At 41.0% G+C, this 21,922-nt stretch carries 23 protein-coding genes and 1 riboswitch; of the genes, 8 read left to right on the top strand and 15 right to left on the bottom strand.

Annotated elements, in window-relative coordinates:
• Positions 1-64: 64 nt before the first annotated feature.
• Complete coding sequence (locus tag CSV64_RS14120; RefSeq protein ID WP_099635228.1) at positions 65-835, bottom strand: 3-hydroxyacyl-CoA dehydrogenase; 771 nt, start codon at positions 833-835, stop codon at positions 65-67.
• 40 nt (positions 836-875) lie between these two features.
• Positions 876-1,460, bottom strand: coding sequence for a TetR/AcrR family transcriptional regulator (locus CSV64_RS14115; RefSeq protein ID WP_099635227.1), 585 nt, complete (start codon positions 1,458-1,460; stop codon positions 876-878).
• A gap of 322 nt (positions 1,461-1,782) precedes the next feature.
• On the opposite strand from CSV64_RS14115, the gene CSV64_RS14110 reads away from it, so the two are divergent.
• The 4 genes from CSV64_RS14110 (at position 1,783) to CSV64_RS14100 (ending at position 4,179) form a co-directional block, all read left to right on the top strand.
• Entirely contained in the window at positions 1,783-2,346 is a 564-nt protein-coding gene (locus CSV64_RS14110) for a methyltransferase family protein (RefSeq protein ID WP_099635226.1), read from the top strand.
• A 32-nt stretch (positions 2,347-2,378) separates the two neighbouring features.
• Positions 2,379-2,555, top strand: coding sequence for a hypothetical protein (locus tag CSV64_RS16780; RefSeq protein ID WP_199168591.1), 177 nt, complete (start codon positions 2,379-2,381; stop codon positions 2,553-2,555).
• A 53-nt stretch (positions 2,556-2,608) separates the two neighbouring features.
• Entirely contained in the window at positions 2,609-2,788 is a 180-nt protein-coding gene (locus CSV64_RS14105) for a hypothetical protein (RefSeq protein ID WP_099635225.1), read from the top strand.
• Positions 2,789-2,979: 191 nt separating this feature from the next.
• Complete coding sequence (locus tag CSV64_RS14100) at positions 2,980-4,179, top strand: CynX/NimT family MFS transporter (RefSeq protein ID WP_099635224.1); 1,200 nt, start codon at positions 2,980-2,982, stop codon at positions 4,177-4,179.
• Between the two features lie 80 nt (positions 4,180-4,259).
• Here CSV64_RS14100 and CSV64_RS14095 read toward each other — a convergent pair whose 3' ends face one another.
• The 3 genes from CSV64_RS14095 to CSV64_RS14085 form a co-directional block, all read right to left on the bottom strand.
• Entirely contained in the window at positions 4,260-4,901 is a 642-nt protein-coding gene (locus CSV64_RS14095; RefSeq protein ID WP_099635223.1) for a metal-dependent hydrolase, read from the bottom strand.
• Positions 4,902-5,051: 150 nt separating this feature from the next.
• Complete coding sequence (locus CSV64_RS14090) at positions 5,052-6,365, bottom strand: short-chain fatty acid transporter (protein WP_099635222.1); 1,314 nt, start codon at positions 6,363-6,365, stop codon at positions 5,052-5,054.
• Positions 6,366-6,454: 89 nt separating this feature from the next.
• Positions 6,455-8,134 carry an FAD-dependent oxidoreductase gene (locus CSV64_RS14085; protein WP_099635221.1) on the bottom strand — a complete coding sequence of 560 codons (1,680 nt, stop codon included), beginning with the start codon at positions 8,132-8,134 and terminating at the stop codon, positions 6,455-6,457.
• 436 nt (positions 8,135-8,570) lie between these two features.
• Here CSV64_RS14085 and CSV64_RS14080 point away from each other — a divergent pair, with 436 nt between their 5' ends.
• Positions 8,571-9,344 carry an SDR family NAD(P)-dependent oxidoreductase gene (locus CSV64_RS14080; protein ID WP_099635220.1) on the top strand — a complete coding sequence of 258 codons (774 nt, stop codon included), beginning with the start codon at positions 8,571-8,573 and terminating at the stop codon, positions 9,342-9,344.
• 103 nt (positions 9,345-9,447) lie between these two features.
• On the opposite strand, the gene CSV64_RS14075 is transcribed toward CSV64_RS14080, so the two are convergent.
• The 5 genes from CSV64_RS14075 to CSV64_RS14055 form a co-directional block, all read right to left on the bottom strand.
• Entirely contained in the window at positions 9,448-10,368 is a 921-nt protein-coding gene (locus CSV64_RS14075) for a hypothetical protein (protein WP_099635219.1), read from the bottom strand.
• Between the two features lie 366 nt (positions 10,369-10,734).
• Positions 10,735-11,400, bottom strand: a complete 666-nt coding sequence (locus CSV64_RS14070) for a hypothetical protein (protein WP_099635218.1) — start codon at positions 11,398-11,400, stop codon at positions 10,735-10,737.
• 263 nt (positions 11,401-11,663) lie between these two features.
• Positions 11,664-11,813, bottom strand: coding sequence for a hypothetical protein (locus CSV64_RS16775; RefSeq protein WP_099635217.1), 150 nt, complete (start codon positions 11,811-11,813; stop codon positions 11,664-11,666).
• A 155-nt stretch (positions 11,814-11,968) separates the two neighbouring features.
• Complete coding sequence (locus CSV64_RS14060; RefSeq protein WP_099635216.1) at positions 11,969-12,889, bottom strand: S66 peptidase family protein; 921 nt, start codon at positions 12,887-12,889, stop codon at positions 11,969-11,971.
• Between the two features lie 323 nt (positions 12,890-13,212).
• A complete protein-coding gene (locus tag CSV64_RS14055) occupies positions 13,213-13,476 on the bottom strand; it encodes a hypothetical protein (protein ID WP_099635215.1) in 264 nt (87 codons plus the stop codon).
• A gap of 267 nt (positions 13,477-13,743) precedes the next feature.
• Between CSV64_RS14055 and CSV64_RS14050 the strand changes: the two genes are divergently transcribed.
• Positions 13,744-14,814 (top strand): SLAC1 family transporter, encoded by a 1,071-nt coding sequence (locus CSV64_RS14050; RefSeq protein ID WP_099635214.1) that lies wholly within the window; start codon positions 13,744-13,746, stop codon positions 14,812-14,814.
• A 134-nt stretch (positions 14,815-14,948) separates the two neighbouring features.
• Here CSV64_RS14050 and CSV64_RS14045 read toward each other — a convergent pair whose 3' ends face one another.
• The 4 genes from CSV64_RS14045 to CSV64_RS14030 are packed head-to-tail and all read right to left on the bottom strand — an operon-like array spanning position 14,949 to position 17,740.
• The gene (locus tag CSV64_RS14045; protein WP_099635213.1) at positions 14,949-15,389 is read right to left on the bottom strand and encodes a disulfide oxidoreductase; all 441 of its coding nucleotides are present in this window, start codon (positions 15,387-15,389) and stop codon (positions 14,949-14,951) included.
• Positions 15,389-16,063 (bottom strand): DsbA family protein, encoded by a 675-nt coding sequence (locus CSV64_RS14040; RefSeq protein ID WP_099635212.1) that lies wholly within the window; start codon positions 16,061-16,063, stop codon positions 15,389-15,391. Before CSV64_RS14040 ends, CSV64_RS14045 begins: the two co-directional genes overlap by 1 nt.
• Positions 16,064-16,087: 24 nt before the next feature.
• A complete protein-coding gene (locus tag CSV64_RS14035) occupies positions 16,088-17,182 on the bottom strand; it encodes a copper resistance D family protein (RefSeq protein ID WP_099635211.1) in 1,095 nt (364 codons plus the stop codon).
• The gene (locus CSV64_RS14030; RefSeq protein WP_099635210.1) at positions 17,183-17,740 is read right to left on the bottom strand and encodes a copper resistance CopC family protein; all 558 of its coding nucleotides are present in this window, start codon (positions 17,738-17,740) and stop codon (positions 17,183-17,185) included.
• A 229-nt stretch (positions 17,741-17,969) separates the two neighbouring features.
• On the opposite strand from CSV64_RS14030, the gene CSV64_RS14025 reads away from it, so the two are divergent.
• Complete coding sequence (locus CSV64_RS14025; RefSeq protein ID WP_099635209.1) at positions 17,970-18,293, top strand: ArsR/SmtB family transcription factor; 324 nt, start codon at positions 17,970-17,972, stop codon at positions 18,291-18,293.
• Positions 18,294-18,442: 149 nt separating this feature from the next.
• Positions 18,443-18,608, top strand: a riboswitch (M-box (ykoK) riboswitch).
• A 175-nt stretch (positions 18,609-18,783) separates the two neighbouring features.
• Positions 18,784-20,145, top strand: a complete 1,362-nt coding sequence (gene mgtE, locus CSV64_RS14015; protein WP_099635207.1) for a magnesium transporter — start codon at positions 18,784-18,786, stop codon at positions 20,143-20,145.
• A gap of 76 nt (positions 20,146-20,221) precedes the next feature.
• Here mgtE and CSV64_RS14010 read toward each other — a convergent pair whose 3' ends face one another.
• The gene (locus CSV64_RS14010; protein WP_099635206.1) at positions 20,222-21,481 is read right to left on the bottom strand and encodes a cytochrome P450; all 1,260 of its coding nucleotides are present in this window, start codon (positions 21,479-21,481) and stop codon (positions 20,222-20,224) included.
• Positions 21,482-21,922: the final 441 nt, after the last annotated feature.

The following is a 21,922-nucleotide window of genomic DNA, read 5'->3' as shown; positions in this document are numbered from 1 at the left end:
TCTTAAATACATTTGTAAGCCCTTACATTTAGTCGGTTAATTTTTACATTCTCTATACACACTCTTACTTTGGCTGCATACGGACTGCACCATCTAAGCGAATTGTTTCCCCGTTAAGCATTGTATTTTCGCAAATACTTTTCACCAATTGTGCGTATTCTTCCGGGTAGCCTAGTCGCGAAGGAAAAGGTACCATTGCGCCAAGAGATTCTTTTGCCTTCTCTGGCAATGAAGCGAACATCGGTGTTTCGAACAAACCCGGTGCGATCGTCATCACGCGAATTCCTTCAGATGCTAGATCTCTCGCAAGCGGCAATGTCATACTGACGATCCCACCTTTAGATGCCGCATACGCCACTTGACCAATCTGTCCGTCAAACGCCGCAACCGATGCGGTATTCACAATGACTCCTTTTTCGCCATTACTATTCGGTTCATTTTTTGTCATATGCTCAACAGCGAGACGAATCGTATTAAACGTCCCGATTAAATTAATTTGAATGACCTTGCTGAAGTTTTCCAGATTATGCGCACCTTTTCTACCGCTATAGGTTTTCTCCGCCACACCAATGCCTGCGCAATTTACGACTGCATTGATTTTGCCAAAAGTACTCACCGCATGATTCAAAGCCGCTTGAACACTTTCCGTGCTAGTAACATCCGTCTTGATATATGAGGCACCATCTCCGAGTTCCTTGACCAATTCGTTCCCACGTTCTTCTTGCAAATCGAAAATCGTTACGTTTCCTCCTGCCGCAATAATTTCTCTTGCTGTAGCTTCTCCAAGTCCCGAAGCGCCCCCTGTAATAACCGCTGACACGTGATCCATGTTCATATTTACTTCGCTCCCTTTCTTATCCTTTTGATATATAGTCCTACAATAGAATCTTTAATAAATAATCTGCAATAGAATTGGCCAATTCTTCTATACTTTTACTACCTTTCGGAGAATACCAGATCACCGCATTATTCATGGCTCCTAGAATTATATAATTCACAATCTTCATATCTACTTGTACAAAACTTCCGTCCTCCATCCCTTGTTGAATAAGTCTGTTCATACAATCACTGTATTGATTTCTAAGGTGTAGAATTTCTTGCAAATGCTCACCTTCAAACACTTGATCCGGTTTAACGCCAATAAAGAAATCCGTTCTTTCTGTAATGACATTTTCCATGTGGACGACCATCGCCTTGCGCAACTTCGCAACAGACGGTAGTTCTTCCGCCAACACATTTTGAAGTTGCTCCATACTTTGTTCCAAAAGTAGTTTATGACTCTCATACACAAGTGATTCTTTATCTTTAAAATAATAGTAAACAGAACCCTTAGTCATAAGTAACTTCGCTGCAATATCTTCCATCGTCGTCGCATGATATCCCTTTTCCGCAATAACACTCATAGCAGATTTCCGAATCTCTTCTTTTTTCTTTTCTACTTTCTTTTCTCGTAATGACATGACTTTCTCACTTCCTTCATACTTCCAGTTTCTAACTTATACATATTATGAATTTTCTGACTTTGAATGTCAAGTCAGATTTTAACGTTTGGGTATTTTTAAAAGCACCAGGTCCCGAAACAATTCCGAATATTTTTCAAGTTGTGTCGGGACCTGGTACCTGAAAGAGATGTTTTCTCTTTGGGATTCTATACGCCACTACTTCACAATACAATTGTAGTAAGACGCCCTTATTGTCAGAGTAGTCTATAAACACAGTATTTTACTATGATATTTGTGATAAGATGAATATAGAAAAACAGTAAATTAGAGGGGGTTCTTGATGCAAGAATATATTGCGGTTACAACGATTACCCTATTAATCATATTCGTAATCATGCGGTCGATTCAATTAAAGAAATGTGGCATTAAGGTATTTAAATTTGGACACATGGACAAAAAAGATTACATCATACCGCCCTTTGCGTTGCTGTTGTTATATATAATCTTTTCAAACGCCTTTCATTTACCAAGGGTAGGAACAGAGCTATTTACTAATGGAGTTGTGGGCTGGATTGGTGTGGTCTTTTGCTTTGGTGGGCTTTCGCTATTCCTTTACAGCTTAATTTCATTTGGGAAAAGCTTTAGAGTTGGCATTGATGAAGAGAACCCAGGCACATTGAGTACTACTGGCGCTTTTTCCATCAGTCGAAATCCGATATATACTGCTTTTGGGATGGTCTTATGTGGTGAATTCCTCATTTATCCCAATTGGATTCTATTAGTATATTTGATTTCAGCTTTTTGGTTATTTAATCGACAAGTACGACTCGAAGAACAATCGTTAGTAAAAATTTATGGGGAAGAGTACGTACAGTACTGCCAAAATGTTCGTCGATACATATAACAACTACCAGATCACGAAAAGGAGCGTGCCAAATGAATACCTATCAGAAACGTAGTGTATATATTTCAATTGTCGCACTTGCTTTCTTCTTCGTATTATCCGTACTAACACAGCACTGGGGTTTCTTTTTATGGAGTTTACTACCTGTTTTTATAGTGTGGATGACTACGTTTTCCACAAAGTTCGACAAAAGCAATAAAGATCAATAGGTTTATTTTATCGTTGGGTGCGCTTTATAATAAAATGCCGTTACAGGCCTGAATTGGAGCTAATTCAAATAAAAAACATCAAACTTATTTTCAAAGCAGTTGCATTAGCGATGGGTGTCAGTACACTTGTTTTAAGTATTTTAGGTGATGTATCTGTAGAAACCGCCATTACACTACTGTCCATTGGTGTCGCTTGCTTAGCAATCGTGCAACTACAAGACAAAGAAAAGTAATAATCAAGTAGATGCTTTAGCTAATCAAAAGCCGTGAGAGAATCTGGCCAATACGTAGTAAGCAGCTTTTACTTAATCAAATACCCTTGAATTTCTCACGATTTGTTTTGAGATCCCTTTTCGACTAAAAGGATCCTGCCCTTCATTTAACGGCAGTGTACATTCCCATAGTCTAAATAGGAGTTGAGTTCATGAATAGATATAAATTTGGTCAGTTAAAAAGTTACAATCAAGTTCTTCTAATTTCCGCGGTCCTACTCGTTGCAGGTAATTTACGTGCGGCCATCACTTCTGTTGGGCCTATTATCGGTCTACTACGCGAAAGTCTGTCTTTATCTAATGGAAGCATAGGTATTTTAACGAGCTTACCGTTAATTGCCTTTGCGGTCATGTCCCCCATTGTTCCCAAGATCAGTACTAAATTCACCAATGAAACGACACTTATTGCGGGGATGTGTATTCTCTCTTTTGGAATCATCGTAAGGTCCATTCCATTCATCCCATTACTTTTTATTGGCACGATTTTAATCGGTGTAGGAATTGCTATTTCAAATGTGTTACTCCCCGGTATTATTAAAGAACGGTTTCCGAATCAAGTACCATTGATGACTAGTATGTACACGACGACGATGAGTTTATTTGCGGCTTTAGCTTCAGGCGTTAGTATTCCGTTAGCTATCGGTGCTGGATTAGGGTGGGAATTTGCCTTAGGTATCTGGATAGTACCTGCGCTTGCGGGCATTGCGATTTGGGTTTATTTCGTTAAACAGCGAAGGTCTGCTGACGAAGTAAAAATGTATTATGTGAAGGCTGATGATAGTAAAATGTGGCGCTCGCCGCTTGCTTGGCAAGTAGCCATTTTTCTTGGGTTACAGGCCTTTTCATATAATGCGCTTATGACGTGGCTGCCGGAAATTTTAATTGATTACGGAGTCACGAGTGAGTCTGCTGGTTGGATGCTGTCATTCAATCAATTGATCGGACTACCTGCCAGTCTAATCATTCCAATCATTGCCGGCAAATTTACATCACAACGAGGAATTATTTTATTTTTATGTTCGTTGGCATTCATTGGGTATATCGGTCTTTTAAGTGGTGAGAGTTACGATGTTATGATTTGGAGTGTTGGATTAATAGGTGTTGCCTATGGTGGATTATTCCCACTTTCTTTAGCCTTTCTAGCTATGCGTACATCGACCGCAATGCAAGCAGCAAAGTTATCGGGAATGGCACAAGCAATCGGATATGCCCTTGCTGCGATAGGGCCCATTTTAGTAGGATCACTTGTTGACAGGACAGGTACTTGGACATTTTCCTTATCCATATTATTATTTGTCACAGTATTAAACCTGATTGTCGGTTTGGGTGCTGGTAGAAATCGAGTTATATAATATAAGTGCCAAAACCCCACACAATTCTGAATTGTTCTCGAATTGTGTGGGGACCTGGTACCTAATCAAACCGTGCCACCCTAAAACTCCCGACCCCACAAAGGCAAAAACCACTTTACCCCTCGCCGATTAACAGGAAGAACCTTCATATCCGCAAGCAAATGACTAATATACCCAGCAAGCCCCGCAGCAACCAAACCGTCAATCGGCCACTGGGCATACAAATGCTTCAAAATATATGCATAGAACACAATACCGATAATCGAATGTGTATAGGACCTATGCGGCAAGAATGACGCTATAATTATATAACTGCCAGCGAGTAAAATACCTGGCGACTGGTCAAGGACAAAGCCGAGAAGCATGACAAGAATACCTGTAATAGTGAGCATTCGTCGTTGTGTGATGATACGCGACACAATAAGCAGTAGAAGTCCGATACCGCCATATACATAAATATCTTGACTCAGTCCTTCTATAAATACTTGATAGATGAGAGTCAGTAATATCACGATGCCGGCGGTCTCCATCAGCCATTTACTTACTTTCTTACTAAGTGTAATGCTATTGCTCGCAAGCCCGTTCGTGTCGAGATCCGGAACAACGCCGGATATTCCGCCGACTGCCGCACCAATCAATGCAGTCTGAATATCCGGTTGCACAGCGTACCCCGCAACAGCACCGACTACTGTACCGATAAATAGATGTGAAGTGCCTTTCATATGTAAACCTCTCTAGCTGTATAGTGTACGGTCGAATCAAGAACGTATATTCGTCCCGTCTTTTCTAGTATACCGATTGCCTAATGAAATAGGAAACATTCCGTTACGACAAAAAACGACCGAGAATGATCTCAGTCGTTTCACATTCATTTAGAAGAAATATAAACCGATACTGATAATAATCCCACTCACTATAAGTACGAAAATACAGAAGCCCATAATATCCTTGGCACGTAGTCCTGCGATCGCAAGTGCCGGCAATGCCCAGAACGGCTGGATCATATTCGTCCATGCGTCGCCCCATGCAATCGCCATAGCCGTCTTCGAATAGCTGACGCCGAGTGTTTGCGCGGCATCCAACATGATAGGAGCTTGCACTGCCCATTGCCCGCCACCAGACGGTACGAAAAAGTTTACAAGGCCAGCCGCAAAGAAAGTGAACAAGGGAAACGTACTTTCCGTCGAAATAGAAACAAACCATTCGGACATGACACCAGCTAATCCTGAAGCAACCATCATGCCCATAATCCCTGCATAGAACGGAAATTGAATGATGATACCCCCAGCTGTTTTAACCGCAGTCGTAACCGCAGCAAGAAAACGTTTCGGCGTACCATGGAAAATCACACCAAGAATGAGGAAAATAAAATTCACAATGTTTAAGTTTAAATCGAATCCTTTGGTAATGAAATGCTGAATGAGATAAATGAGACCAAGTGCGCCAATCAGCATGGAAATAATCACACTGTTTTCAAGCTTGCTCGCTGGTGTGTGATCTGTATCTTTCTCCACTTCGATATGTTCTTCTAAAAGCTTCGGATCCACCGTAACGGTATCTTCTGGCTTAGGCATCATAAAACGATTCAAAATGGGAATGATCAGGAGTAACGCCACGACAATAATCATGTTGTACGTTGAGAAGATTGTTTCTGATGTATGAACGACACCCATAATGTCAGCGAACGGATGATCTTCAGTTGCAATCGATAATGGAATGGAACCACCAAGACCTCCATGCCAAATAATCATACCGGAATAAGCACTCGCAATTAACAGACGGTAGTCAACATTCGGTACTTTCTTTGCAATTTCCTTCGCAAAAAGAGCACCTATGACCAGACCGAATCCCCAGTTAATCCAACAAGCGATCAGTGCGACAACAGAAACGAGTATAATTGCGGAACCAGGCGATTTTGCGATACCAGCAAGCGCGCTAAGTAACTTTTTGAACACTGGGCTAATCGCCAAAACATAACCTGCGACTAGCACGATGACCATTTGCATCGTAAAGGATAAAAGCCCCCAGAAGCCATCTCCCCAATGCACGACCATGTCGAGTGGACCCGAATCGGTGAATCCAAGGCCGAGCGCGAATACAACCAATGTTAATAGAGCAACGAAAATATACGGGTCTGGCAAATACCTCTCCATTAACGTGTTGGACCATTTAGTTAAAAGTTTCATAGTATCCCCCCGTTTCAAGATGTAGACCATTCCGTTCATTCATCAGATAAAATCTGATGAATGAACGTATTCAGCCCCCCTTTGACACCTTAAAGTGTAACTCCGGACTTCGCTTTCTCTTTGCAATGAAGAGCTGCGATATGACCGAATGTCATACCGGGTCCAATTGTTGCGCCAGGCCCCGGATAAGATTCGCCCATGACGGCAGCCGAGCAATTACCGCACGCGTACAGTCCTTCAATTGGCGTGCCATCCTCTTTCAGTACACGGGCATGTGTGTCGATGACGACTCCGCCTTTCGTTCCAATATCCCCCGGATAGATCTTCAATGCATAGAAAGGTCCTTTGTCGATCGCATCGAGGTTCGGGTTTTTCAATGTGGGATCGCCGTAGTACTGATCATGCTTCGTTTCGCCACGATGGAAATCCAAATCCTCTCCCGTCTCCGCAAATCCATTGAACCGCTCCACGGTCTTCACCAGATTCCCTTGTGGCATCGCCAATTGCTCTTCCAATCCTGCAATCGTTTCACTTTTTAGAACCACATGATGTTCATAGTATTCTTTAGGGAAATCTTGTCCTGGGAACAAGCCCGCGAAGAGATGACGTTTCTTCGCTTTATGGTCTAGAATGATCCACGAATGAATGGCCTTTCCACCTGACTTTTCATTGTGCGCATACATAGTGTCCACAAATTCATGGTAGGGCGTTGGCTCATTAATATAGCGATTGCCATCTTGGTCTGTAATAATCATAGACGGAATGGCGCGGTCCGCCACTAAGAAGAATGGCTTACCTGTATGATCAATGATCGATGGCGCGCCCCATACCTTATCCATGAAGCCGAGTTTCGCTCCAAGCTCCTGAGCGGGCTCCAGTAAATCCCCCGTTTGCCCTTGCGGAGAGGATGTCCACGTTTTATCCGTCGGTGCCGGAAGATACTTCTCACGGAACGACTGTTTTTGGGAGAATCCGCCCGATGCAAAAATGACTCCCTTCGATGCTTTCACACGTGTTTCTTTACCATCTTTCATAATCTTGATACCGCTAATTTCATCGTCTTCGATAATAAAGTCGATAAATGGGCTATCTAGCCAAAGCTCGCCGCCAAGCTCTTTGTATGTCATCGCCAGTCTACCGATCAACGCTTGACCCAAAGCAGAATAATTGGCTCTCAAAACCAAGTGCTTGACCAAACGCCAGCCGAGCGTCAAGCTTCTCTTCTTTCCTGTCCACGTTCGAGTAATCATATTAATATGACGGAAATCCTGCCCTGTCATGACAAATCCTTTCGTATCCATCGCAGGTGCCTTCATCTGCCCTCTCCAACCGCCGAGCTTGTTTAGATTAAAAACCGTAGGCTCGATGGAACGCCCTTCACCTTTACCGCCTGCTAAGTGAGGATAATAATCTGAGTAGTCTTTGGCGTACGTAAACCGCATATGCTCGGACGTTTCATGGAGATAATCCATCATGTCGATGCCTTTCTTCAAATAGGTCTCTTTCATCTCATCCGACGTTTTGTCACCGACCGTAGAATCCAAATACGTCTTTGCCTCCTGGAAACTGTCCTGTACTCCACCTTTAACCAAATACCGGTTATTCGGAATCCATACCCCGCCTCCCGAAAGTGCGGACGCCCCGCCAAATACTTTTTCCTTTTCAATCAAGACCGTCTTCAAGCCTTCTTTCTTTCCCGTGATCGCGGCCGAAAACCCCGATGCTCCTGAGCCAACGACAATTACATCATATTCATAATCCCACTCCATAAATAAATCCCCCTTTTTAAAAATTATCAATGTATACATATGGGCAACTTAGTCTTCTACTAGTCTAGTCGAAGCTGATTGCCCCTCAGCCTGCATTTAAATTATATGCATGTACATGACATAATATTTTGTATACTTTGTAAGAAATATACTATTCCCTCAATACTGGGCATGAAACGCTACTATATTTTATTTCAAGATATACAGATACACTTTTCAAAAAACTATCACTAGTACTTACCTACTCTTGATATTTCTGAATTGTTTCTGAATTGTGTGGGGACCTGGTACCGATCAAAACTGCATAGTTGATTTCCCAATCAATTGGGCGTATGTTGTTCAATAGAAAACGCAGAACGTAACCTCGTTCATTGAACAAATAGTCGTAAATGTGTATGGAACCCAATAAGAACATTAACAAAAAGGAGTGTTTTTCATGGCAGGTGTTATGGAAGGTAAAGCAGGACTAGTAACAGGATCGGGTTCAGGTATCGGTAGAGCTACCGCCATTGCTTTAGCAAAAGCGGGCGCGAAAGTGATGATCTCTGACGTTAGTGAAGAGGCTGGACAGGAAACCGTACAACTGATTCAAGATCTTGGAGGAGAAGCGGCCTTTTTCAAATGCGACGTAAGTGATGAGGAACAAGTAATCGGACTGGTCAATCAAACAGTTGAAACTTTCGGCAAGCTAGACTTTGCGCATAATAACGCAGGCATTAACAAAGGGTTAAAGCCTATTGGGGAAATGGATTCGAAGGACTGGGATATTACGCTAAAAGTCAATCTCTATGGCACGTTTTACTGCATCAAGCACGAAGTAAACGCTATGCTTAAAACGGGTGGCGGCGCGATTGTCAACACAGCATCCGGTGCGGGCATTGAAGGCTCACCGAACATGGCGCCTTATACTGCATCTAAACACGCTATTGCAGGTCTTACGAAATCAGTGGCTTTAGAATATGGCCAACAAGGCATTACGATCAATTCTATTGCTCCTGGCGCAACGATTACACCGGCAATTGAAAGCTGGTCTAAAACTTCGCCAGAACAATACCAAGGCGTACTCGCTTCACTTCCAGCTGGTAGAATGTCTACCGCAGAAGAACAAGCAAACGCTGTAGTATTCCTATGCTCAGACCTCGCGAAATCAATTAGCGGCGTCACACTTGCGGTGGATGGCGGGTATACAGCGGGTAAAATGCAACAATGATGTAGGTGGATTTTAAAAAAGAGTGGATCAGGTGTATAGCCTGGTCCACTCTTTTTATTGCCTTTGAATTGTTTCTAAATTGTGTGGGGACCTGGTACCGATCCTACTCTGAATCAGTAAGATAAGCCCAGACAACAAACACACTCACCGCCAACAAGATGATATACATATACAACTCCCAATACGTAAATGCCTGAGCAACATCCCATATAGAATGATCAGGCACAAACACGTCGTATGTATTAGCATTTCGATATGAGATTGGTAATTTGTCTCCGATGCCATATTGCTGATAGGTGTGTCTCGTTACATCCTTCAACACTTCGAAAGTGTGTCCCGCCTGATCCTTAAAAGAGATTGTCAGTTCATACTGCGAGTCTTCATATCTACGGTACGTAGTATGCGAAAACTGATCCAAAATGGTGGCCTCAGTCTCCGTCTTTCCAACAAACTGCAATTTACGAATCAAGTTCCATACAAAACGGCCCGAAATGAAAAGAAAGAACAGAACAATGATTCCTGCATTTCGCCAGGCTCTTTTCCTTACACTCCATTTTTTCTTACTTTTAACACGCCGTTTGGAATGCATCTTCCTTTCGAAACGATCCACTGCAGGAATAGAAAATATTAGGGCAACTAGACAAAAGAAAGTCAAAATGCCAAAAACGATAATAGCCAACAAGTAGTACAAGCTATCAATCGCAATATCACGAGCTGTCGAAAAAGTTGCGGTACCCGTCATGTAACCGCTAAGGGAGTCGCCTATTTTACTATTCTCCATCTGATTCTTTGAAAGGCGGTTAAGACGACCCGGCTCTTCTCCATTTGGTAATCTAATACGAACATAATAAACGGGAGGCGTAAATAAACCTTTAGCTCCTACCTTCTCTATGATCGTTACTTCTTCTGACTGAATAGAGCGTAAATCATATTCATCCATATAGGAATCTATCATGACCCAAGTAAGAAGACTAAATAATAACGTGATTACCGTAAATCCGGCTGCTTCTTTTATTCGTTCCATCTTACACGCTCCCTAACTATCCTACTAACACTCTATCAAATGCGAACAGTAAAACCCACCAGTAGTTATACCGATGGGTGATCACTTTATATTCTTTCTCTTGAAATCCAATAAAAACAATGTCTACCACAGAAGATCAAGTAAACGCAGTAGTAATTCTACGCCTAGACCTTGCAGAGGATGACGGATAACATGCAATAATAAGGTATACAAAAAGAGTGAATCAGGTAAAGTCCGATCCACTCTTTTTTATGGTCTTAAAGGAAGTACATATTGATTTTTAAGCAGTAAACTACAACTATCGCTTACCGACTCCCCATACATTCTTAAATTGTTTCTACATTATGTGAGGACCTGGTACCGATCTCACGAATGTAGCTTGCTTTGAACTAAACTCCAAGACTCAGGATCGTTCAACTCATTAATATCCACTTCGAGATTGCTACCTAAATAAACCGTCTCTCCTTGGATAGCGACAACCATCGCCTGAAGAATCGGATCTTTTGTGTTGCATTGGTACACGTCGCCTATTTTAATTTTATGCGCTTTAGGCACATTGATCTTCGTCTTTTCATTTACTTGCTCCGTAATATAATCCGCATCTGGAATTTCCATATCAATAATATTCGCACCGTCTTCAAGCCCAGGCATCATCACCCAATACTCGTTATGTTTAATACCATTGGATTTATTACTGATGACACCATGACGTTCAATCGAAGATACCATTTCAATCGCATGTAGATGGTGATGATCTAAAGAATCTGGTTGAGGATTAATGATTAAAATATAATCGCCTACTTTAGCCTTCTCATCTTTGTGCAATGTATATCGTTTATGATTCACGACAAAACTGTCCAAATGTTTAGGTTTATACAAATTAATTTCTTTAGCCGTAGCCAGCTGTTGTTCAAAGTCTTCTAGTCGGATCAAGTGAACGGACTGCTTGAAAAAAGCTTTTACAGAATAGACTTTATGCAGCTTATTTTGATAATAAACGAATTGGCCTTTTCTAACATTTAAGAGATTCAATATAATTCACACCTTGTTAAGTATTTTCCGCAGTCTACTGCCTTTTCATGCAGAATATACCTTAATCATATCAACAATCAGTGGTTAACGATATAAAATTGAATTATTCATAAAAAGATTTTATTAAAGAGTAGAAGGATGAAATACAAAAAAACTCCCCATAATAAATGCTGAGAGTTTTCCATGGATAAATAGGCAAGTCAAGTACCAGATGCCAGTACAATGCAGAACCGTTTCTGCGTTGTACTGGCATCTGCTCTAACTTATTCATCCGCCTGTTTTTTCTTCTTTTCCAAATACGCTGTACGTATTTTATCAATTTGCTGCTTTTTATCAAATTGAGCTGGCTTGTTTTTTTCGTGATACTTTGCCACAGACGCCTTGCCTTTACTATCTAGTTGATACTTCCCCATTGTTTTCACCTACTCTTCTCATCTTCTTAGTAGACCATCTATTCAACACAAGGATGATACCTTAATTTACTGAAGTAGACCTTCTTACTTTATAAGTATACCCTAAAACTCGCGTATATTAGCAAAATATAATGAATTTCATGCGGACCTGTCACCTACTTTACAACCGGCTCCGTCACCGTTAACGTTCGATTCACCGTATCCATACGAACACTGGCCCCTATAGGTACAGTGGCTTTGTAGAAGCTATGTGCGCTCGCTAGGTTGGTCAATAAAGGTTTGCCTAGTGGAACTATAAATTCATTGATCAAATCCACATAACTTTTCCCATAGGCAGAATCACAGTTCGTACATTGTCCCATAATGATGCCCACACAATCATCAAATTTCCCTGCCATCGCTAAGTGGTTTACGTAACGATACACCGTATTAATCGGTTCATGAGTTTCTTCCAATAGAAGAATTCTACCTTCTGTATTGATTTCATAGGACGTACCTAATGTGCCTACGAATGACGTGAGGTTCCCACCTACAATCGGCCCCGTGACATTTCCTGGAACTAATCCAACCAGTGGAACTTCAGGCGGATTCATAATTTGCCAAGGTGCCGTGACGTTGGATGTCGCCGCAAAGAATTGATTGAAATTATATGCAGGGGTCCCCGCCTTAAAGTCTAGCAACAGCAAACTTTGAAAACCGATGAGGTCGGCATATTCAAACAACACATTCAATAAGATCGTAATATCGCTATATCCCGAAACAATTTTGGGATTTTGTTTAATCACATTAAAATCAAGGAAAGGTAAAACACCTGCCACTCCGACGCCTCCGCGAGTAGGTAAAATCCATTTCACTTCCGGATTCTTAAACATCTTCATTAAATCCGAAGCCCTTTGTTGAGGCGTAGCCGCAAGAAATCCATTAGCCGAATACACATGTTCACCTACCACGACTTTATACCCCATCGTTTGCAACATCCGAATCCCTTCCGTAATGCGATTAGCTGCGAGCGGACTTCCAAGCGTCACGATCCCCACCGTGTCGCCTCTTTTTAATTGCTGCGGTTTTGTTGCCATGCACTAGTCACTCCTCTCCCTTTGTAAGTCGTACGAATATGTTCTATTGTTGTAGCTTATGTTGGGGAGGCTTTTTTGGGCACTGGCAAATGGCTCACTGGTGAACGGGAACGAATGGAACACAGCACAGCGAACGGTCAGCAAACGGAACACAGCAAACGGTACCAGGTCCCCACACAATTCCGGTTCAATTCAGAATAGTTTCCAATTTGTGTGGGGACCTGGTACCGAAAAACAAAAAAACTCCGCCAGTTCACACAAACCAGCGGAGTTTTTCCTTTAGAACATATGGATATGTAGTTTTGCACACAAGTATCTGAAAATCAGTTACCTACGATATCTAGGCACCATGTGAAATTTTCCCATGCAGAATTCCAGCCGTTGAATAGCTCGTGCGAATCATCCCAACGAACCTCAAATTTCTTCTGACCATCTACCTCTACTAAATACAGTGCCAACGTAGAGTCTTTCTTAGCTATCGCTAACATCATACCATTTTGAAGTTCTTCTTCAGTAAACGGTACATCTGAAACCGATCGCAACTGTGCTTGCTCGAATACTTGCTTGTTACCGATTCTATAATTCATACAGACCCTCCACTAAAACTTTTATTCTTTATATTCATTCATACCTCTTCCGTAATTTATAGAAGTACAGAAGTACATTTTATACTTATTTACTAGTGAAATCAAAGATGAAGTGTATTGGATGAATTCAATATACTTCATAAACGGTGCCAGGTCCGCACACAACTCTAATTCAATTCAGAATTGTTTCTGATTTGTGTTGGGACCTGGCACCGTTTATGATATGATTTACGCAAAAAAAGAAATCCAAAGCAAAGGGATGCAACTATGTTTATATTCTTATTTATCGCTACTCTCATTCTGGCATTCACCGGTAAACATCTCGGACATAAGCCAGTGATTTCCACAGTTGCCGGCGCCCCCCTTATGTCGATGGGCATTGCATTAAAAAGCGTCGTTTTCATATATTTTCCATCTGCAACCACCATCGTATTTTACGTAGTCATTGCAGGCGCATTTTGGATCTTAATTCATTACCTATTCGATTTGTTTCATAGAGACTTTTATTTGCTTCATGTGAAAGATCCCATATCGAGTTTTTCGATTGGCACTTGGATTGCATCTGTTTCAATTATTCTTATTTTGCTGTCGGACAACGACATGGCCGGTTCAATGAACATTCTATTCTACATAAATCTCACGTTTTGGTTTATTTATATTGGACTCGTTATTAGAAATTATATGTTCATTTTCACAAATCTGAAAAAGTATATACATCAAATACATGGCGGATTGTTACTGACATGCGTATCCACTCAATCTATTGTTATTTCGGGCTATCATGTGTTGGATGGCGCTGAATGGACAGGCCGCGCTAATACTCTACTTGTTATTGGTTCATTGTTTTATATACTGAACTTTTTGCTGATTGTGTTCCGTTATGTAACGGCTTCAGATAAAGATTTGACGGTCAATTGGGTCAATACGAATTGTATTTTACATGGTGCTTTGTCCATTACAGGCGTGGCACTTACATTCGCACACCCTACAGCTTTCTCCCTCATGTATATCGTTTGGACTCTTTCATTCGTATTTTTCCTTGTCATCGAAACGATTGAGATCATATGGGCTTTTCAACGAATTCGGAAACTCGGCTGGCGTCATGGCCTCTTTGACTATTCCCCGACGCAATGGGCTCGCGTGTTTACATTCGGCATGTTCCTTTTCTTCACGGAACGAATTCCTACCGGCCATCATCCATGGATCGACGCGTTGGCACAGCCACTGCAACTCTTCTTGCCGGTTGTGATTGTACTATTAATTGCCGTAGAAGTTACGTTGATGAGCTTGCAGACTTATCGTACTCTACGGGCGGAGAGAACGGGAACAATTGCTTAACGGTGCCAGGTCCCCGCACAATTTCGACACGATTCAGAATTGTTCCCGAATTGTGTCGGGACCTGGTACCTTATTCAAAAAAAAGAAGCCAAAGATCGACATTCGACCACTTTGACTTCTTAAAACAGCATTCTTTATTCATTTACCTTTTTGGGTTTAAGAAGAAACATACAGACAGCAATTATTACAAAGGCCATTAATGCCAAAAATGGAATCGTAACAAACCCAAACCAATTGATGTACGCGGCATTACAAGGTACTCCGCTTACGCACGGCTTGATACCTCCAAACCCCGGTATCTTCTGTTCTAAGTAGTGCATGAAGGAGATGCTTCCTCCAATAAGAGCTAGCGGAAGCACAAACTTTTTAACAGTATTGTCATTCTGAAAAGTAGCAATCCCCAATAGTAATGTAAGTGGGTACATAAGTATGCGCTGATACCAACATAACTCACATGGAATATAGCCTTTAATCTCACTGAAATACAGGCTCCCAAACATGGCAACTAGCGAAACAACCCAAGCCACATATAATAGGAATTCCTGTGATTTAGATTGGTTTTCTTTATACTTCATCAGTCTTTATCCTTCTTCGCTTGCTCAATTGCGGACTTAATCGCTTCGTAATCAAATGGGTCTTCCATCATTTTTCCGTTTATCACAATAGTTGGAGTCATGGCAACGCCGACTTCCCTTACTAAATCTTCGTCGAGTTTTACTTTCTCCATAGTCGCTTGTTGGTCCATGTCTTCTTTTAAAAGTGTCTGATCAATCTCAGGGAAATCACTCGCAATTTCAAGAATTCTTTCAGGAGTTATCCACTCCGCATCATGATTTTCAGCTGGCTGTGCATCATACAATGCGTGATGGAAATCCCAGTATATACTAGGACTACGCTCCAAAACGGACTCAGCGGCGATCGACCCTAAAGTCGATTCATCACCGTGGAACAATACATTCACGAATGAAAATTGCACTGTACCTGTTTCGATATAATCCGTAACTAGCTTTGGATAAATCATTTCCCCCCATGCTTTACATGCAGGACATTTGAAATCACCAAATTCAACTATCGTTACAGGAGCATCTTGATCCCCAAGTGAAGGTTGCCCAGTGATATCGATTTTCTTTGTATCCGTTGGTAAGGTTTCTTCTTTATTGCTAAATACAACAACTGCCGCCAATATTGCGACTGCCAATAGTGTTAAAATAACCACAAATTTCATATTGGAATTCTTATTCTGTTTCATCAAATACCTCTTCTCTCATCGTTATTATTGCATGCTAGACATGAATCCAAAATAGAGCGATAGAACACTGAATATCCCCATGAAAAACGGAACAATTGCAGGCGTTTTTTTCTTGAAGCTATATACGATTAGCCCCATGAAGATCATGGCTACAATAAAAAATAGAATGTTTAATGTGTTAAAACCAAATTGCAAACTCATGGAAGGTTCTATAACCCCTAAATAAAAGTACTCGAAGTACGCCGAAGGACCGCTGCCTGCGAGAGTAATCTCGATACTATGCGGTGGTTCCTGTTGTCCTAAGACCCCTGTCGAAACGAACGTAAAAAATAGAAGCACGCTTTCGAACTTCAACCACGGTATAGGATTAATTGGCTCTTGCCTTTTCAATTTACGTTTAATCCAAAACCCATTTATAAAAGCGAAAAACAGAACCGGGATGATAGTCAAATGCTTCACCAATAAGGCTTGTCCATAGGGTAGCATCCATGCATCGCCATACTCATTTACATCAATCACCAATGTCATGAGAAATAATCCTGTTCCTACAATCGTAAGAAAACATGTGATGGCCAAAGGAGTAAACCATCGTAAATAGGAAAGCCAATTCTCTTGGTTTTTTGAACACCAACCAACGATCAGGAGGATACCAATCCATACTGTCACTGCTAGAAAGTGTAAAGAGTGACTAACGAAGCCACTCCATTCGGTAAGCGATGCGCCATGACTTGCCCATCCCAATGCTAGGAGTAGGATAAAAGTGAAAGCTAATGAAATGCCAGAAAGCACTTTGCTATTCAAGACTGAAAACAAGGATACAAACAAATAAAAGAATAGTGCAAGTATGAGGGTGACTGTCCATGCCTTGCCTACTTCAAACCCCGTAAGCACATTTTGCATCGTCAACAGTAGACCGATGTCTTCATAAAGAAATAAGATGACTCTAATCAGCGGTGCAGCTGAAAAGAACACAATGCCTAGTACTGCCAATTGAAGTAGCCTCTTCGAAATACGGATTTCAGGTTTCAGTCGTTCTGGAATGAATTGAATGATAAATGCGCCCATCAATAGTGAGAAACATAAATACAATAAACTTTCTGAAATATAAATCCAAATCATTTATGTTTGCCTTCTTCCTATGATCCAGCCGAAAACTCCGCCAGCAATCGTAAATAAAACGACAAGGATGATAACTAAGACATCATGTGATGCTATTTTTGATTGAACTTCAACTGGCCGCTCCACATTTTCTTCTACTCGTTCTTCAATAGGCTTGGCAGGTGTTTCTTGGGCTTCTTCTGACACTATAGGATCCTCTGAATCATCTTGATTGACTACAAATGAATAAGTACCCTGTATCGGATGACCATCCGCACCTATAATCTTCCAGTCCACAGTATAGGTACCATGATCTAATGGAGACAAAAAACCAGCTGTCATGACATGATCATTTACGTTAATAGTACTGACGGTTATTTCCTCATTCGCCTCGTTAAAGACTTTCACCGTACTTGTGGCTTCAATTTTCGTATTAAAATCCAATATAATTTCATGAACTTCTTCCAAAATCACTTCACCGTCAGCTGGAGTACTGCTAGTTAGGCCGGTATGTGCGGATACGGTACTTGCCGAGACGATGAAAAACAAAATTGTGATTATGATAATATTCTTCGTCATAATTCCCCCTTCATTTCCTCTCCATAGTGCCACTACCCATTTTTAACTAGAAGTCCTACCTCTTTTAGAATACCTGTAAAAGCGGGGGGACGTACTATTCTGATTTTGTGTTTGACACTAGCAGTAGCCCTTATACAGGATTCACTATATATTTGACACTCATATTAGTGATTGCTAATGTGATAATAACAAAACGTATTAGTCATGTCTAATATAAGGAGTGATATATATGATACAAGAAAATTTAGAACTTAAAGTGAAGTTTTTACGTGCATTCGGAGACAAAACAAGGGTTCAAATATTAGAGTGCATCAAATATGAGGAAAAGACTGTCTCACAAATTGTTGAAAGTATAGAAGGTAATCAGTCAAATATCTCGCAGCACTTAGCTTGTCTAAGAGGTTGTGGAATTATTGAAGGAAGACAAGAAGGTAAATATGTCTACTATGGACTACGTAATCAACAAATTAAAGAGTTATTAGACACATTTGATCATGTGTTGAGTCAAATTGAAAACAATGTTGCTTGCTGTGAAAATCATATAAGTTCATAACGGTGCCAGGTCCCCACACAACTTCGACGCGATTCAGAATTGTTCCCGAATTGTGTCGGGACCTGGTACCTGTTTGAGTGGTGTCGGTACCTGTTTGCCTTCCTTTGACAAACCAAACACCTTCCGATAGTATCTGTAATGAATTGCATAGATACCCTCGTTAGGTAAGGCTCCTGTATGGAGAAACGCTGCTGCCCAGAAACGTCCAAAGACGCCAATGGGTCAACAGGAATTATCGAGTTAAGGTAATTTTTAATGTAGCTGGATTCAATCCTATGCCATACAGTGCTAAAGCTCCACGACTGGAGGATATTTGTTTGGCCTTTTACAGTTCTTTTTAGAGAACTTTTTTCGTATTGCTTATGACAAAACACCTTCTCTTCTTGAAGGTGTTTTTTTATAGTTCATTTAAAACACACGTATGTTATCAAAATTCCTTTTGCTGTTGTAGCCTTACCCTACGAGAGAATTAATTGAAGGAGCGTTGTATATGACTAAGTTAAGCAGAAAGACACGCGAACAATACATGAGTTTGGCGTTAGACGAGTTGAGAGAGGAAAAAATGGTAGAGTTTCGAGAAACGTTTTTAGAGCTGCATCCATCCGACCAATCGGACATTTTTATGACATTGCAAGAAGAGGAACGTCATCGGGTCTATTCGTATGTATCCCCTCGTGAAATGGCGGATATCTTCGGGCTTTTAAAATTCCATCATCAAAAAGATGTTTTTCAAGAGCTGATTGACAAATATGCTTCCGAAATGTTTAACAACATGTTTACGGATGACATCGTCACATTCTTAACGAAGCTCAATAATGAGTTGCCGAATTCCATAATCGATAATATGGAACCCGACAAAGCCGAAAAGATCAAAAGTCTTTTATCGTATCTACCAGAAACTGCTGGATCGGTAATGACGAAGGAACTTGTGAGCATTGCGTCTACTGACAACGTGACGGATGTTTTGAATACGTTACGGATCATTGCCTCGGATGCCGAAATTATCTACTATTTATATGTGGTCGACGAACAGGGCAAGCTAATCGGTGTTGTATCGTTACGAAACTTGCTCGTCGCAAATCCTGACGAAATGATTGTAGATATTATGAATACGCGCGTCGTATCGGTCCCAGATCATATGGACCAAGAGGATGTCGGAAAGCTCATTAAAAAGTATGACTTTCTAGCGGTTCCTGTCGTCACTACAGAAAATCACTTGTTAGGCATTATTACTGTCGATGATATTATGGACATTTTAGAAGCAGAAACGACAGAAGACTTTGGTGAACTATCGGCTACTAAAGGTGCGACAGATATAAACTTAACTTCATTTGCAGCTGCTAAAAAGCGTTCTCCATGGATCATTAGCCTGATGTTTTTTGGGTTGATCACAGGTGGCGTAATTGGACGATTTGAAGAGACATTGGAGTCCGTCGTGCTACTAGCTGTATTCATTCCAATGATTATGGACTCTGCGGGTAATGTCGGAACACAATCGCTAGCGATATCCGTTCGAGGTTTGGCGTTAGGTACAATTGAAAAGAATAGTGTTTTTAAAATGGTGAAACGGGAATTGAAGACCGGTTTCTTAATTGGACTAATTTGTATGGTCGTCATTACGGGACTTGTGTATATTTTCTATAGTAATCTGGCGCTTGGTTTGATTGTCGGCTTTTCCATTTTACTAACGCTAGGAATTTCTGCTGTCATTGGCGCAATCGTTCCATTGATCATCAATAAATTGAAATTTGATCCAGCGATCGCTTCCGGCCCATTCATTACTACGTTAAATGATATTATCGGGTTACTAATTTATTTCTCGATTGCTACAACGTTAATCGAATTTTTGTGATTAAAAATAGAGTCTGTCTACATCAGTAGACAGACTCTATTTGCTGATATGTTGTGAAGCAAACTAAATACACGAATTACTCTTTGAATAGCAATACTTTGCTGTTTGGATACGTTGGGAACTGATTCATTGGAATCGTCCAATCTTGCTGCGGTACGGTAAATTCGTATTTATTCACTAACTGGTCAGAAAAGACACGCAAGCTGTGAAGAGTAATCCATTCCCCCGCACAACGGTGCATTTCTCTGAACTTCCCCCCACCTTGTGCAATCATTTCATATTCTTCTTCATAGGAAATATCTTTCGCTCTTCCTACATATCGTTTAACATCGAATTGCCCCGGAGAAGTGATTGTACGCTCATCATGATTACTGCCGTAGAGATCCAATACTACAAAGCTTTCTTTCGGAATCAAATACCCGTCAATTTCTACATCATTCACAGCAATCGCCGGTAGCATTGGGAAAAATGGATAGTAACGGCGCATTTCTTGAATGAATGAATCTTGCAGTTCACCGAAATTACCCTTTACCTCTTCATACACATTTCTTTCAGCAAAGAGTGCATGCCCCATTAATGCTACCCAAACCGTCAATGCGACAGTCGGACGGATGATATTTAATAATTCAACCGCTGCTACTTCCACAGGTAATAATTCTCCATCAAGATCGGTCGCGTGTGCAAATGCATATAGCGCAAGATGTTCTTTTCCTGGTACCGGGTGCTTTCGTGCTTCCTCTATGAGATCCTGCGCCCACTTTTCAGACTCATTACGATCTTTGATTCCTTTTATGTGGTCTATAGGAGATGTCACTGCGCCACTAATCATGGAAATTTGATTTCTCGCAAGTTTCTCCAACGTCTTCAAATCATATTGCTCCAAATTGATCCCCGACCATTCCGAGATGGTGTTAAACAACACTTTATTGGCCAGGTCAAATAACTCAAATTCACCGTGCTGTTTGCCTAACTCCTCAGAAACATTTTTCGCTAATAGTTCGTGGTACGCTTCCATTCTATCCGGAGACATCAAATCCATGAAATAGTTCTTGCGATGATGATGTTCTTCACCGTCTAGCGTTTGCACCCCACCTTCACCGAATAACGTTTTCAAGACTGGTTTCGGCATAGCTCCTTCTCGTTTAAAGTTTTTGGGATCATAAAATTTACGGGCTGCCTCCTCCCCGTAAATAGCAGTTACTTCTTTAGTTAAGAATTCAGCTTTCACGACTGGCGCATCCACCTCTTCGCGTAGCTCTTGCAACAAATTATATCCTTTATTCATCAGTTCTTTCACATCGGTTAATTTAACTTTTGTTTCTGGTACTTGTTTCATGACTTTCCACTCCTGTTTTATGTTCATATTTATCGTTTAGTACTTTGATGACTTAACGTTCTATTACCTGATAGGTGGTTTGGTAAACATAGTAGTAGTACCAGGTTCCCATACAACTTCGGACGAATTCAGAATTGTCTATTAGTCGTGCAGGGACCTGGTACCCAATCGTTTGTTGTACATACTTTACTAATATGTTAAGATATTCACAAAGACGACTTTCTTAATTTATTAAGGAGCCACGTCTATTTTTTAAATCCTGATTTCAAAAACGTTAAGAAATCAGGATTTACTCTTAATTACATACAGGAGCATTCCTGTTAGAAGCTTTTTCGGGGACTTGAACACAAAGAGCCCTCTTGGTATGATGCGGGGTGTCAAATCTGCACGAATTGACCCCTAATTTACATACCAAGGAGGACTCACAATGAATTTTACGCA

The sequence above is a fragment of the Sporosarcina sp. P32b genome, assembly GCF_002743335.1.
Lineage (GTDB): Bacteria > Bacillota > Bacilli > Bacillales_A > Planococcaceae > Sporosarcina.
This window is presented reverse-complemented; position numbering and strand designations above follow the sequence as displayed.

Bases quoted from the DNA above. Each gene is read 5' to 3' on its own strand.
- CSV64_RS14120 (WP_099635228.1), bottom strand. From the start codon at position 835: ATGAACATGGATCACGTGTCAGCGGTTATTACAGGGGGCGCTTCGGGA.
- CSV64_RS14115 (WP_099635227.1), bottom strand. From the start codon at position 1,460: ATGTCATTACGAGAAAAGAAAGTAGAAAAGAAAAAAGAAGAGATTCGG.
- CSV64_RS14110 (WP_099635226.1), top strand. From the start codon at position 1,783: ATGCAAGAATATATTGCGGTTACAACGATTACCCTATTAATCATATTC.
- CSV64_RS16780 (WP_199168591.1), top strand. From the start codon at position 2,379: ATGAATACCTATCAGAAACGTAGTGTATATATTTCAATTGTCGCACTT.
- CSV64_RS14100 (WP_099635224.1), top strand. From the start codon at position 2,980: ATGAATAGATATAAATTTGGTCAGTTAAAAAGTTACAATCAAGTTCTT.
- CSV64_RS14095 (WP_099635223.1), bottom strand. From the start codon at position 4,901: ATGAAAGGCACTTCACATCTATTTATCGGTACAGTAGTCGGTGCTGTT.
- CSV64_RS14090 (WP_099635222.1), bottom strand. From the start codon at position 6,365: ATGAAACTTTTAACTAAATGGTCCAACACGTTAATGGAGAGGTATTTG.
- CSV64_RS14085 (WP_099635221.1), bottom strand. From the start codon at position 8,134: ATGGAGTGGGATTATGAATATGATGTAATTGTCGTTGGCTCAGGAGCA.
- CSV64_RS14080 (WP_099635220.1), top strand. From the start codon at position 8,571: ATGGCAGGTGTTATGGAAGGTAAAGCAGGACTAGTAACAGGATCGGGT.
- CSV64_RS14075 (WP_099635219.1), bottom strand. From the start codon at position 10,368: ATGGAACGAATAAAAGAAGCAGCCGGATTTACGGTAATCACGTTATTA.
- CSV64_RS16775 (WP_099635217.1), bottom strand. From the start codon at position 11,813: ATGGGGAAGTATCAACTAGATAGTAAAGGCAAGGCGTCTGTGGCAAAG.
- CSV64_RS14060 (WP_099635216.1), bottom strand. From the start codon at position 12,889: ATGGCAACAAAACCGCAGCAATTAAAAAGAGGCGACACGGTGGGGATC.
- CSV64_RS14055 (WP_099635215.1), bottom strand. From the start codon at position 13,476: ATGAATTATAGAATCGGTAACAAGCAAGTATTCGAGCAAGCACAGTTG.
- CSV64_RS14050 (WP_099635214.1), top strand. From the start codon at position 13,744: ATGTTTATATTCTTATTTATCGCTACTCTCATTCTGGCATTCACCGGT.
- CSV64_RS14045 (WP_099635213.1), bottom strand. From the start codon at position 15,389: ATGAAGTATAAAGAAAACCAATCTAAATCACAGGAATTCCTATTATAT.
- CSV64_RS14040 (WP_099635212.1), bottom strand. From the start codon at position 16,063: ATGAAACAGAATAAGAATTCCAATATGAAATTTGTGGTTATTTTAACA.
- CSV64_RS14035 (WP_099635211.1), bottom strand. From the start codon at position 17,182: ATGATTTGGATTTATATTTCAGAAAGTTTATTGTATTTATGTTTCTCA.
- CSV64_RS14030 (WP_099635210.1), bottom strand. From the start codon at position 17,740: ATGACGAAGAATATTATCATAATCACAATTTTGTTTTTCATCGTCTCG.
- CSV64_RS14025 (WP_099635209.1), top strand. From the start codon at position 17,970: ATGATACAAGAAAATTTAGAACTTAAAGTGAAGTTTTTACGTGCATTC.
- mgtE (WP_099635207.1), top strand. From the start codon at position 18,784: ATGACTAAGTTAAGCAGAAAGACACGCGAACAATACATGAGTTTGGCG.
- CSV64_RS14010 (WP_099635206.1), bottom strand. From the start codon at position 21,481: ATGAAACAAGTACCAGAAACAAAAGTTAAATTAACCGATGTGAAAGAA.